This is a genomic window from Telluria aromaticivorans (assembly GCF_013003915.1).
Lineage (GTDB): Bacteria > Pseudomonadota > Gammaproteobacteria > Burkholderiales > Burkholderiaceae_D > Telluria > Telluria aromaticivorans.
In genome coordinates this window covers 112838-126181 of the sequence record NZ_JABAIV010000003.1, presented here as the reverse complement: position 1 = coordinate 126181, position 13344 = coordinate 112838, and the positions used below count along the sequence as shown (strand labels likewise).

General features: G+C 66.3%; 7 protein-coding genes and 3 tRNA genes. 4 read left to right on the top strand and 6 right to left on the bottom strand.

Annotated features, from left to right (window positions below; translation table 11 throughout):
• Positions 1 to 91 precede the first annotated feature (91 nt).
• The gene (locus HGB41_RS09780) at positions 92 to 946 is read right to left on the bottom strand and encodes a response regulator (protein WP_171083723.1); all 855 of its coding nucleotides are present in this window, start codon (positions 944 to 946) and stop codon (positions 92 to 94) included.
• A gap of 361 nt (positions 947 to 1307) precedes the next feature.
• On the opposite strand from HGB41_RS09780, the gene HGB41_RS09775 reads away from it, so the two are divergent.
• From HGB41_RS09775 to HGB41_RS09765, 3 genes are read left to right on the top strand one after another with little or no spacing between them, the layout of a single operon-like run.
• Positions 1308 to 3275: a TOL_0244 family TonB-dependent receptor gene (locus HGB41_RS09775; RefSeq protein ID WP_171083722.1), complete on the top strand. Its 1968-nt coding sequence runs from the start codon at positions 1308 to 1310 to the stop codon at positions 3273 to 3275.
• A gap of 21 nt (positions 3276 to 3296) precedes the next feature.
• Entirely contained in the window at positions 3297 to 3896 is a 600-nt protein-coding gene (locus HGB41_RS09770) for a TOL_0243 family YfiR-like periplasmic protein (RefSeq protein WP_171083721.1), read from the top strand.
• A gap of 5 nt (positions 3897 to 3901) precedes the next feature.
• Positions 3902 to 5788, top strand: coding sequence for a sensor histidine kinase, YfiR-like protein-associated (locus HGB41_RS09765; protein ID WP_171083720.1), 1887 nt, complete (start codon positions 3902 to 3904; stop codon positions 5786 to 5788).
• A gap of 342 nt (positions 5789 to 6130) precedes the next feature.
• On the opposite strand, the gene HGB41_RS09760 is transcribed toward HGB41_RS09765, so the two are convergent.
• The 4 genes from HGB41_RS09760 to HGB41_RS09745 all read right to left on the bottom strand — a co-directional run bounded on the left by HGB41_RS09760 (position 6131) and on the right by HGB41_RS09745 (position 7993).
• The gene (locus HGB41_RS09760) at positions 6131 to 6676 is read right to left on the bottom strand and encodes an FxDxF family PEP-CTERM protein (protein WP_171083719.1); all 546 of its coding nucleotides are present in this window, start codon (positions 6674 to 6676) and stop codon (positions 6131 to 6133) included.
• A gap of 484 nt (positions 6677 to 7160) precedes the next feature.
• Positions 7161 to 7237, bottom strand: a tRNA-Arg gene (locus HGB41_RS09755).
• Positions 7238 to 7447: 210 nt separating this feature from the next.
• Positions 7448 to 7524, bottom strand: a tRNA-Arg gene (locus HGB41_RS09750).
• A 392-nt stretch (positions 7525 to 7916) separates the two neighbouring features.
• Positions 7917 to 7993 (bottom strand) — tRNA-Arg (locus HGB41_RS09745).
• A 106-nt stretch (positions 7994 to 8099) separates the two neighbouring features.
• Between HGB41_RS09745 and HGB41_RS09740 the strand changes: the two genes are divergently transcribed.
• Complete coding sequence (locus HGB41_RS09740; RefSeq protein WP_171083717.1) at positions 8100 to 12062, top strand: sensor histidine kinase; 3963 nt, start codon at positions 8100 to 8102, stop codon at positions 12060 to 12062.
• Positions 12063 to 12071: 9 nt separating this feature from the next.
• Here HGB41_RS09740 and HGB41_RS09735 read toward each other — a convergent pair whose 3' ends face one another.
• Positions 12072 to 13019, bottom strand: coding sequence for a D-2-hydroxyacid dehydrogenase (locus tag HGB41_RS09735; protein ID WP_171083715.1), 948 nt, complete (start codon positions 13017 to 13019; stop codon positions 12072 to 12074).
• Positions 13020 to 13344 lie beyond the last annotated feature (325 nt).

Genomic DNA, 13344 nt, shown 5'->3' with positions numbered 1-13344 from the left:
CGCCGCTCAGGTGGGCGGAAGGCTGTTCCAATTCCAGCCATTGTAGCCCAGCCGGGACCAGGCCGGGGCGGCAGGGCGTCAGCGCCAAACCTCAGCCGCCGTGCGCCGGCAGGCGCGCCACTTTGGCAAGGGCGTCCTGGAGCTGGTCGAGCTCATAGGGCTTTTGCAGCGACAGGTAGGGAAATTCGAGATGGCGCAGCAGCGAGTCGCCGTAGCCGGAAGCGAAGATTACCTTCAGGCCCGAGTCGTCGCCGACCGCCTTGCGCGCCAGGTCGACGCCGGACATGCCGGGCAGGCTGACGTCCGAGAACAGCACGTCGTAGCGCTGCCGCCCCAGTAGGTCGAGCGCATCGTTCGGGTGGGCCACGCCGTCGGCCTCGTGGCCGAAGGCCTTGAGCATCTCGCACACCAGGTATTGCGAATCGATATTGTCTTCGACCACCAGGATGCGCAGGCTGCCGTTGCCGGCATCCTGCTCGGGCGCGGCAGCGGCCTGGGACGGTGGAGCCAGCAGCACGTGGACGCCGCCGACGCCGCCGCTGCCATTCAGGACCGGCGTCAGCCACAGGTCGCAACGGTAGTCGAGCGGACCCTCGGCGCGCCGGAACGAGGGCGTGGCGCCGGCGACCAGGCCCGGTTGGCCGTCCCAGGCACCTTGCAGCGCGCTGCCGGCGCTCGAGAGTGGCGGCGGCAGCACCGAAGGCACCGAGCCGCCCGGCACGCGGCCGCAGCCGAGGCCGGCCAGCGCCGCATACGCTTCGTTGAAGACAAGGATGGTCTGGCGTCCCCAGACCAGCAGGCCCGGCAGGGGCGAGTTGAGCAGCAGGTCGGCGGCCGCGCGCAGCGGGGCCGGCCAGCCTGCAGGATCACCCAGTGCGCTCGCCGACCAGTCATAGGAAAGGGCAGTGCGGGCGGCGGGACGCGGCGACGGATCGTATTCAGGCATGGGCGAAGTGTTGTAGGAACGAAAACATGGCGGCAATCCTACACCAAATGGCGTGCTGCTGTTGCTTCAAGCCGTGCGTCCATCCATACGGACGCCACTTATGCTGGGACAAAAAAAAAGCCCGCTTCCTGCGAAGCGGGCTGAATCTATTTCCTTGGAGGAGAATAGAGGAGACAAATGCATGATGCTGCATTGCCGCAAATTCGTCCAATTTATATTACTAATGACTGGTATCAATTTTATTGATGGCCGGTTTGGGGTCGACTGGTTTGTCAAGCTCTGCGTTATACGCGCGACGGAGATACCACAGGCCTATCGTGCGCCCTTGGTGCAGAAGAGAAAATGTTCTACGATGGCAACTATGTTACGACTTCCTGTGTTCGCCTGCGTATTTACGGCACTGTGCCTGCTGCCGATCGGCGCGGGGCAGGCAGCCGTCCGGACGGACGGCGAGGAAACTGGACAGGCAATGCCGGAGAAGGATGCCGAGCTCGCGCTGGCCGACTATTCGCTCGAGCAGCTGGCCGAAATCGTCGTCACCTCGGTGTCGCGCCAGCCGGGCCGCCTCGGCAGCGCCGCGGCTTCGCTGTATGTCATCAGCGGCGCCGACATCGCACGGGCCGGCGCCACCACCATTCCCGAAGCCCTGCGGCTGGCGCCCAACCTGCAGGTGGCGATGACCGGCAGCCAGGAATACGCCATCAGTGCGCGCGGTTTCTCCTCGCAGCTGGCCAACAAGCTGCTGGTGCTGGTCGATGGCCGCAGCGTGTATTCGCCCTTGTTTTCCGGCGTGTTCTGGGAAGCCCAGGACGTGCCGATGATGGATATCGAGCGCATCGAAGTGATCAGCGGCCCCGGCGGGACCATCTGGGGCACCAATGCCGTCAACGGCGTCATCAACATCATCACGCGTAGCGCAGCCGATACCCAGGGCGGGCTGGCGACCGTCCATGCCGGCAACCGCCAGGCCGGCGCCACGGTCCGCTACGGCAAGCGCCTGGCCAATGGCGCGCACGTGCGCGTCTACGGCAAGCGCGACGAGCTCGAGGGCGCACCTGGCGAAGCGCCCGGCATGGATGGCGGCAGCGCCGGCCGGCGCCAGGCGGGCTTCCTCCTCGACTGGGAAGGCGCCGACCAGGGCTTGAGCATCAGCGGCGACATGATGGACGGCGCATTGCGTGCGTCGCGTGAGCCGCGCACCAGTTTTTCCGGCGCCAACCTGGCCGCACGCTTCAACGCCCGGCTGGCCGGCGACGCCGAACTGCGGCTGCAGGTGTATGTCGAGCAGGCCCGGCGCGAGCAGCGCGGCGTCGGCCGTAGTGAACTGGATATCTTCGATCTCGAGGCGCAGTACAGCAAGCGCCTGGGCGAGCGCCACGCGCTGACCTGGGGCGGCGGCTACCGCCATGGGCGCGACCGCTTCGCCAACGGCCCGGTGCTGCAATTCGCGCCGGACCACCGCCACCTGGGCTGGACCAACCTGTTCGTGCAGGACGAGGCCAGCATCACGCCGCGGCTGCGCGCGACAGCCGGGCTGCGGCTGGAGCACAATGACTACACCGGCATGGAGCTGCTGCCCAACCTGCGCCTGGCCTGGGATGCCGGGTCGGACAATGGCGCGGACGCCATGCTGTGGGCTGCCGCCTCGCGCACGGTGCGGGCCCCGTCCCGGATCGACCGCGACCTGCTGCTGGTCGACCCGGCCTCGAACGGGCAGCGCTACCTGATCGCCCCTTCGCCCGGTATGCGCTCGGAAACCGCGCGCGTGCTGGAGCTGGGCTGGCGCGCCCAGCCGACGACCGCGCTGTCGTATTCTGCCACCCTGTTCTACAGCGACTACGCGCACCTGCGCACACTGGAGCTGCAGGGCGCGGGTGCGCCGGCGATGTTCGGCAACCTCGGCCATGGACAAGTGCGCGGCCTCGAATTCTGGGGCAGCTGGCAGGCCGCACGCGGCTGGCGCCTGTCGGCAGGCGCGGTGCTGCAGGATGTCGCCACCGGCGCGGCGCCGGCCAGCACCGACGTGTCGGCGCGCGCCGGACTGGCGACCAACGACCCGCGCAGCTACTGGACCCTGCGCTCGTCGCACGAGCTGCGGCCGGGCCTGGGCGCGGACCTGATGCTGCGGCGCGTCGCGCGGCTGCCGCAACCGGCCGTGCCGGGCTATCATGAGCTGGATGCACGGATTGCGTGGCAGGCGCGGCCCGAACTTGAACTGTCCCTCGTGGGCCGGAATTTACTGCATGCCCGCCATCCCGAATTCGGGGCGGCGGACTTGCGCCAACTGGCCGAACGCAACCTGTTCGCCAGCGCTATGCTGCACTTCTGAGTGCGGACCCAAGTGCCCATAATGACAAAGACGAATCCACCTCCCGATCGACCGCAGCGCCGCCTGGCCTGCCGGGCGCTCGCCTTGCCGCTGCTGCTGGCCGCTGCCACGGTAACGGCGCCGCGCGCCCTGGCCCAGCCGGCCGGCACGCAGGCGCTCGAACGCCGGGTCAAGGCGGCCTTCCTGTATAAATTCCTCGGCTATGCCGATTTCCCGTCCAGCGCCTTTGCCGATGCCGGCGCGCCGCTCACGATCGGCGTGGTCGGGTCCGACGACATGGCGCACGAGCTGGCGCGCATTGCCGCCGGCCGCGTGATCGCCGGACGCCCGATCGCGGTGCGCCAGGTTCGCGAGAACGAGACGCCGCCGGCGATGCACCTTCTGTTCGTGTCGGGGTCCGACAGCGAACGCGCCGGGCGCGTGCTGCGCGGGGCGCCGGGCGCCTTGCTGACGGTGACCGAATGCGATCTCGGGCTGCGTTACGGCAGCGTGATCAACTTCCGCATCGTCGACGAGCGCGTGCGCTTCGACGTGTCGCTCGACGCCGCCGAAAAGAAGAACGTAAAACTCAGTTCGCGCCTGCTGACCGTGGCGAACCGGGTGCAGAAGGGGGGATCGTGATGGGCATGCACGATACCAATTCCGTCCGCAGCAAACTGATCCTGATGGCGATCGCGACCACCATCGTCGCGCTGCTGTCGGCCTCCATCGCCATGCTGGTGGTCGACGTGCGCACCTTCCAGAAGGTCTGGGTCGACGACCTGACCACCCAGGCCGACATCATCGCCGACGTCACCGCGCCGGCCGTCTCGTTCAACGACGCGGCCGCGGCCACCCGCAACCTGAGCGTGCTGCGGGTGCGCCCGCAAATCGTGGCAGGCGCGATCTATACCAACAGCGGCCAGCGTTTCGCCACCTATGGCGCGCCGGGCACGCAGCAGGCCTTCCCGTCCCGGCCCGAGGCGGCAGGCTTCCGCATCGAGCGCGGCGAACTGGTGGTGTTCCGCCCGATCGTCGAGAACGGCGAGCCGCTCGGCACCGTCTACCTGCGTTCGCGCTACGGGCTGTTGGAGCGCGTGATCAGCTATGGCGCCATCCTCGGCGGCGTGATGCTGGGTGCGCTGGTGATCGCGGCGCTGGTGGCTTCGCGCCTGCAGGCCTCGATCACGCGTCCCCTCGAAGCCGTCACCAACGTGGCGCGCCAGGTGATGCTGAGGCGCGACTTTACCCTGCGGGTGCCGGGCAACGAGAAGGGCGAGATCGGGGTGCTGGTCGAGGCCTTCAACGACATGCTGGCGGAAATCGGGCGCCGCTCGGACGCGCTGCAGGCGGCCAACCGCACGCTCGAACACGAAATGACGGTGCGCGAGCGCGCCGAGCAGGCCCTGATCCTGGCCGACCGCCGCAAGGACGAATTCCTGGCGACGCTGGCGCACGAACTGCGCAACCCCTTGGCGCCGATCCGCACCGGGCTGGACATCCTGCGTATCCGCAGCGGCGACGCCCAGGCCACCCAGCGCGCCACCGACATCATGGAGCGCCAGCTGCGCCAGATGGTGCGCCTGGTGGACGACCTGCTGGACGTCTCGCGCATCAATACCGGGAAGTTCACGATCAAGATGGGCCGGGTCGAACTCAAGGCCGTCGTCAACGACGCGCTCGAAGTGGTGCGCTCCTACATCGAGCTGCATGGCCACGAGCTGGAAATCGACCTGCCGGACCGCCCGGTCTTCCTGCATGGCGACGCCACGCGCCTGGCGCAGATCCTCTCCAACCTGCTGAACAACGCCGCCAAGTACACCAACCGCGGCGGGCGCGTGGGCCTGAGCGCCACCGTCGAAGACAAGACCCTGGTGCTGGAGGTGGCCGACAGCGGCATCGGCCTGGACCCAAGCATGCTCGACTCGGTATTCGAGATGTTCGTGCAGGTCGATTCCACGCTCGAGCGCAGCAATGCGGGCCTGGGCGTCGGCCTGTCGCTGGCGCGCAAGCTGGTCGAACTGCATGGCGGCACCATCGAGGCGCGCAGCGAAGGCCTGGGCCATGGCAGCCAGTTCGTGGTGCGCCTGCCGATCGTAGTCGAGCCCGAGCCGCTGACCAAGCCCACGCCGGCCGCCTTCATCAGCACCGAGACCTACCGCATCCTGCTGGCCGACGACAACGTCGACTTCGTCAACAGCATCGGCGCACTGCTCACGGCCATGGGGCACAGCGTGGTGATCACCCACAACGGCCCGGACGCGCTGGCCGCGGCGGCGCGCTTCTGTCCGGATTACGCTTTCCTCGACATCGGCCTGCCGCACATGTCGGGCTACGACCTGGCGCGCGGCATCCGCAAGCTGCAATCCGGCGCGATGACGGTATTAATCGCCGTCACCGGCTGGGGCCAGGAAAAAGACCGCCAGCTCGCCTTCGAGGCCGGCTTCGACCACCACATGGTCAAGCCGGTGCGCTTCGAGCAGATCGAGGAAATCCTGAGTAATCGGGCGGTGATCAAGAAGCTGCGGACTTGAGGGGTAGGGCGGCAGGCTTGGTTTTTCGTAGGGCGGGCGGGGTGATTTTGGGCAATGCCCGGAAACACAAACGCCCGCGCGTTCAAATTACATGTGAGCTGACGCATTGGCGTTATGCCCAGGGTTGGGTAGCCGCGTTCTTCAGTGCGAGTCGTGCGCGTAGCCTGCTCTCTTGTTAAACATCATCGGATCGGTTATTTTGGGCAACGTCTCTGTGCACGCGTTAGTTGAACGCGCGGGCGGCGAAGCCGCCCACCCTACAAAGACAGGCCTCCCGCTGACGGCGGGGGAAAAAAACGGAAGCGCATTGCACGCTTCCGTCGATTCACACACCAGGCTGCTTCAAGCCTGTTTGGCTTTGCGCCGACGTGCCAGGAAGCCCAGCACGCCAAGTCCGCCCAGCATCATGCCGTAGGTCTCTGGTTCTGGAACCGGGGCCAGCATGACAGCGCCGCCGAATGAGGCGCCGGCATCCGAGACCAGGCTACCGCTGACTTGCAGGTAGTAGTTACCGGCAGCCAGGTTGTCGCTGGAGATCGACCACACGTCCATTTCACCGCTCATCAGCGAGGAGCCGGTGGTGATCAGGGTGTCTCCTTCGCCATACAGTGCCAGGCCGGTGATGTCGAGACCGGTGTCGGCTGTGCGGCTGATCGACGAGATGATCGCGTCCAGATTCATGCCCATGTCACCATCAACAGTGAAGGTGAAACGGTCAGCGAAGGTGTTGCCTTCGTTACCTGCTTCGAATGTATCGCCGAAGAAGGCGCTGTCATCAATCAGGTCCAGTGCTTGTGGAGAATTTCCGACCACGTCCTGCGCCATGACGGCCGACGAACCGAACGAAGCGGAAGCCAACACAATTGCAGCAATCAATGATTTTTTCATTTCTTTCCTCGCATAGAATCAGCCGCGTCCTGCAGCTTGGGTTTCAAGAATCGGGGAACTTCATGCTATCAAAACAACATGGAAATGCACGCGGATTCATGATTGAGCGCTGACGCGAACGCCACATTCTAAAAATCAACCAATTTCCGAAAAGCCATACCAAACAAGGCTCCCCCATAGGAGAAGCCCTTGATACGAGGTTGTTGGGTAGCAAAATCTCGTTCAGTTGCACAAAATGTGTCAGCATTTTCCTACGCAAAGAGAAGAGCGTGTCCTGTGCTGAGTACACGCGAATTGACACAATTTTATTGAACGAAGGGCAAAAGTTCGTGTGAAATCAAGGTTCTTGCTGAGTTAGCCCGACGGCGTAGCGGCGTGCGCGCTTGTAGGACGAAAGAAAGTGGACTTTGAAAAGCGCCGGCACCAGACCAGGTGCGGAAAAGAAAAATGGCCCAGAATCGCTTCTGGACCATTTTAAAAAAATTGGTGCGGCTGGCAGGAATCGAACCCACGACCCCTTGGTTCGTAGCCAAGTACTCTATCCAGCTGAGCTACAGCCGCCCGAGGCACGCATTATAGCAGCACATGAATGATTGGCAAACCCCCTGCGCGAACGGCGCAGGCTCCTCTCGTTCACGGACCCGGCGCACACCCGACGCGGGGGCAGGGCAGTCCGCACATACCCGCAGCCTGGCCAGCTTGCCCGCACCTGCCTCGGAACGCACAAAGAAAAAAGGGACCAGATTTTTCAATCTGGTCCCTCATGTCTTCTGGTGCGGCTGGCAGGAATCGAACCCACGACCCCTTGGTTCGTAGCCAAGTACTCTATCCAGCTGAGCTACAGCCGCCCGATGCACGCATTATAGCAGGGGTTCGCCTGTTGGCAAAGCCTCATCGGCGCCGGCCCGGAAAAACCTGCGTCGCGTCTAATGCCAGTCAATTAGTGAGAGCCGTAGGGTGGGCGGCTTGTAATCTGGTCCACTGGACCAGATTACCCCGCGCGGTGATAGTTGCAATATGAACCGGCGCACGGGCTGCAGCACCGTAATTTGAACGCGCGGGCGCATGACAGGCCACTGGCCTGTCATGCCCTGCCCGCCTACAAGCAATCAACGGCGCTTGAGTGATCGGCATTGGCACGGCGCCCGGCTTTCCTGCGTCCGCGGAGCATGGCCGAAGCCAGGAGGGCAGGCACAACGAAAAAAGGACCAGATCTTTCGATCTGGTCCTTCATATCTTCTGGTGCGGCTGGCAGGAATCGAACCCACGACCCCTTGGTTCGTAGCCAAGTACTCTATCCAGCTGAGCTACAGCCGCCCGATGCACGCATTATAGCAGCCCGATTTTGTTTCCGGAAGCCTCATTTTTTTCCGCGGGCAAAGCTGCTCTGGTAGATTAGCCGGGTTGATCTCATTGGACACGTATGTTTGCCTTCAAGCCGGGACCGCGCCTTGCCCTGACTGCCTTATTCCTTTGCCTGTCGTGGTCGCTATGGGCGGCGAGCGCCGCGGCCGCACCGCGCAGCCTGCGTTTCGAGCGCCTGTCGATCGAGCAGGGCCTGTCGCAGCAGTCGGTGCTGGCGATCCTGCAGGACCGGCGCGGCTTCATGTGGTTCGGCACCCAGGCCGGCCTGAACCGCTACGACGGCTACCGCATGACGGTCTACCGCAACGACCCGGACAACCCGGACAGCATTCCCGACAACTATGTGATGGCGGCGCACGAAGATCCGCAGGGCCGGATGTGGTTCGCCACCAAGGGCGGCCTCACACGTTTCGACCACGCGACCGGCAAGTTCATCCGTTATGCGCCGCCCACGGACAGCACGCGCCGCGCGGGCAACCGCAGCGTGCTCGCGATGCTCGCCGCCCCCGGCGGGGGGCTGTGGCTCGCTACCGGCGACGGCCTGTTCCATGTCGATACCGCCAGCGGGCGTTTCCGCAGCTACCGCCATGACCCCGCGGATCCTGCCAGCCTGCGCGACAACCGCGTCAGCGCGCTCGCGCTCGACACCAAGGGCCAGTTGTGGGTCGGCACCGCGGCGGGGCTCGACCGCCTCGCGCCCGGCGGCACCCGCTTCGAGCATTTCACGATCGATGCCGGCGACCCGCAGCGCAACACGATCTCGGCCCTGTCGATGGGGCCGCGCGACACCCTGTATATCGGCACCGGCGCCGGGCTGGAGGCATGGCGCCTTGGCGAGGGCGCGCCGGAACGCCGGCGCCTGGGCACCGCCGAAGGACTGGGCGGGGGCACCGGCGCCGGCTCGGGCGATCCGCGCATCCTGTCGCTGTACCACGACAGCGGGGCTACGCTATGGGTCGGCACCGACATGGACGGCCTGAAGTGGCTGGACCCGGCCAGCGGCCGTTTCACCAGCTACCGCAACGATCCGGCCGACCAGCATTCGCTGTCCGACAACCAGGTCAGCTCGGTCCTGGTGGACCGTACCGGCACCCTGTGGGCGGGCACGCTGTTCGGTGGCGTCAGCCGCACCGACCTGGCGAGCGGCGGCTTCCTGCGCTATGGCGGCAACGACGGCCTGGGCCGGGCCAAGGTGCGCGCCATCCTGGAGGCGCCAGGTGGCGGCCTGTTGATGGGCACCACGGGCGACGGCATGATGCGGATGGATGCGGCCAGCGGGCAGGTCGAGCGCATCGGCCATGGCGGCGTGCCGGGCGACGTCGTCACCTCGCTGGCCCTGTCGCACGGCCGCACCTGGATCGGCACTCCGACCGGGCTGGTTTGGCGCGACCCGGCCGGGCGCTTCGGGCAGCTGTCGCTCGGGACCAGCCCGGGCGCGAACTATGTGCATGCGATCCACGCCGCGCGCAGCGGCACGCTGTGGATCGTGACGCGCGGGGGCCTGTCGGCGCTGGCGCCCGGCGCGGCCGGGACGGATGCGGGTGGCCTTGCTGTTCGCAGCTGGCGGCACGACCCCGACGACCCGTCCAGCCTGGGCGAGAACTACGGCTTCGCCGTGCTCGAAGACCGCCAGGGCATCGTCTGGATCGGCACCGAGACCGGGCTGGAACGCTTCGACCCGGCCAGCGGCCGCTTCACGCACTACCGGCGCGACCCGGCCAAGCCGGACTCGCTGCGCCACAACCGCGTCTACTACCTGATGGAGTCGGCGCGCGGTGCGCTGTGGGTCGGCACGGCCGGCGGCCTGCACCGCATGGAGCAGGGCAAGGACGGTGCGGGTTTCCGCTTCTATCCATTCGCCAGCAGCCGCGATGCGCTGCCGATCGGCGCCATGCTCGAAGACAGCCACGGCTTCATCTGGGCCAGCACGACCGCCGGCATCACCCGGCTCGACCCGGCCAACGGGCAGGTGAAGAACTACACTTCGAAGGATGGCCTGGTGGACGGCTCGTATTTCGTCGGCGCCGCCCTGCGCGCCGCCGACGGGCGGCTCTACTTCGGCGGCATCAACGGCATGACTGCCTTCGAGCCGGACGCCGTGCGCGACAATCCCTACCCGCCGCCGGTGGTACTGACCGACCTGCTGGTGCTGAACCGCTCGCGCGCCACCCCCAATTTCCACGAACAGCGCGAGCTGACCCTGTCGCACCGCGATTCCGTGTTCGCGCTCGAATTCGCAGCCCTGCATTACGCCGACCCGGACGGCAACCGCTACGCCTACCAGCTCGAAGGCTTCGATGCGAGCTGGGTCGACACCGACTCCCGCCGGCGCTATGCGACGTATACCAACCTCGATCCCGGCACCTATGTATTCCGGGTCCGCGCCAGCAACAAGGACGGGGTGTGGAGCCCGCAGGCCACGGCGCTCACCATCCACATCACGCCGCCGTTCTGGAAAACCTGGTGGTTCCGCACGCTGGCCGTGCTGGCGACCGCGGCGCTGTTCACGGCCGGCTACCGGCTGCGCATCCGCGCGCTGGTGGCGCAGAAGCTGCTGCTGGAACGCGAGGTCGGCACCCGCACCGAGGAACTGCGGCGCCAGAAGGAATCGGCCGAACGGCGCAAGCAGGAAGTCGAGGAACAGAAGGAAGTGGTGGAGCAGGCGCACCGCAACATCGCGCTACTGTCGGACATCGGCCGCACCCTGACGGCGAACCTCGACACCGAAGCGATCATGCGTACCCTGTACGAACACGTGCGCGCGCTGATGGATGCCGCACTGTTCGCGGTGGTGCTGCGCCACCCCGAACGCGGGGTGCTGGAATACGTCTACACGGTGGTCGAGGGCGAGCGGCGCCCCGCCTTCGAGCTGCCGGAAGACGCAACCTCGCACCTGGCAGCCTGGTCGATCGCCAACGGGCGCGAAGTACTGGCCGGCGACCTGCCGCAAGGCCTGGCGGACTACCTGCCCTCGCTGCCCCCGGAACGCGCGATCCAGGCCGCGCTGCCCTATGCCTGGCGCCATGGCCTGTCGCCGCGTTCGCTGCTGATGGTGCCTGTCATGGTCGGAGAGCGGGTGCTCGGGGCGCTGACGGTGCAAAGCCCTGTTGCGCAAGCCTATGGCCAGGTCCATCTCGACATGCTGGAAACCCTCGCGGCCTATGTCGGGGTGGCGATCGACAATGCCGAGGCCTACCACCAACTGAAAGAAACCCAGGCGCAGCTGGCGGCCCAGGAAAAACTGGCCTCGCTCGGTTCGCTGGTGGCGGGCGTGGCGCACGAGCTGAATACCCCGATCGGCAACAGCCTCCTGATGGCCAGCACGCTGCAGGAAAAGACCACCGAAGTCGCCACCCGCTTCGATGCGGCGACCTTGCGCCGTTCCGACCTGGCCGACTACATGGCGGCCTCGCGCGAGGCGTCGAACCTGATCATGCGCAGCCTGAACAATGCCGCGGAACTGGTGAACAGCTTCCGCCAGGTCTCGGTCGACCAGGCCAGCGCCCAGCGCCGCCGCTTCGACCTGGCCCAGGCCTGCCAGGAAATCGCGGCCACCCTGATGAACACGGTGCGCCTGTCCGGGCACCGGCTCGAGCTCAGGGTGCCGGCCGGGATCATGATGGACAGCTTCCCCGGTCCGCTCGGCCAGGTCGTCATCAACTTCGTCAACAACGCGCTGCTGCACGCCTTCGACGCACCCGGCGGCATCATGGTGCTAAGCGCAACCCGCATCGACGGCGCCGTGCGCATCGAGTTCCGCGACGACGGGCGCGGCATACCGCCCGAACACCTGGCGCGCATCTTCGACCCCTTCTTCACGACCCGCATGGGGCAGGGTGGAACGGGGCTGGGCCTGAACATCAGCTGGAACATCGTCACGTCGCTGCTGGGCGGCACGGTGCGGGTGGAGAGCGCGCCGGGACAGGGCGCCGCCTTCATCCTCGACCTGCCGCTGCGCGCCCCGGACTCACAGCCTGCACAACCCGCGCAGCCGGAACCCGAAGCCGCAGGGCAGGAGTAAGCGAAGCGCTCAGGCCACCACGTTGCGTGGTGCGCCGCTTGCCCAGGCTTCGATGTTATCGACCAGCATGTCGGCCAGGATCTGCATCGCGCCGGCGCTGGCCCAGGCCACGTGCGGGGTGAGGATGAAGTTCGGCAGGCGCAGCGCCAGGAGGGGATTGCCGGGCAGCGGCGGCTCCTTGCTCAATACGTCGAAGCCGGCGCCGCCGATGGCGTTCGCTTTCAAGGCAGCGGCCAGCGCGGCTTCGTCCACCAGGCCGCCGCGCGCGGTATTGATCAACAGGGCGGTTTTCTTCATCAGCCCCAGCTCGCGGGCGCCGACCAGGTGGCGGGTCTGGTCGGTGAGCGGCAGGTGCAGGCTGACGACGTCGGAGGTGGCCAGCAGCTCATCGAGCGGCAGCTGCACGACGCCATCCTCGAGGATGGGCGAGCGCGAAGTCGCGGCGATCTCCATGCCGAAAGCGCGGCCCAGTTGCGCCACCTTGTGTCCCAGCGCGCCGTAGCCGACGATGCCCAGCCGGCTGCCGGCCAGGTCGCCGATCGGATGGTCGAGCAGGCAGAAGCGGCTGGATTGTTCCCAGCGTCCGGCTTCGACATCGGCCATGTAGGCGCGCAGGTTGCGGCGCAGTGCGAGCAGCAGCGCGAAGCAGTGTTCGGGCACCGACACCAGGGAGTAGTCGCGGATGTTCGAGACCACGATGCCGCGCGCGCGGCAGGCGTCGAGGTCGACGTTGTCGGTGCCGGTAGCGGCAATCGCCACCATCTTCAGGTCGGGCAAGCGCTCCAGGCTCGCCGCGCGCAGTGGGACCTTGTTGGTGACGGCGACCGTAGCGCCAAGCAGGCGTTCCACGACCTCGCCTTCCCGGGTGCCGCCGTGGTCTTGCCATTCATGGGCGAAGCCGGGCGCACGCACGCGGGCCTGCAGGCTGTCGCGATCGAGGAAGACGATTTTTTGCATGGCGGCCTCGCGGAAGTGAAAAACGCATTGTAGTCGCCAATGCCAGCTGGAAGCGGCAAAGACAGGGCGAATCCTCATGCCGACCACTTAAGAGCCGCCGCTTACTCGTAGGGTGGGCAATCCGTAACTCATGCCACTGGCCTGAGTTACCTTGCCCACGCGTTCAAACTACGGCGCTGCGGCCCGCGCGCCGGCTAATATGGCAACTATCACCGCGTGGGGTAACCTGGGCCAGTGGTCCGGGTTACAAGCCGCCCACCCTGGGGTTCCCGCTAATTGACTGGCATTAGGGCGAACCCTGTCTTCTGGCATATGCGGCTCGACT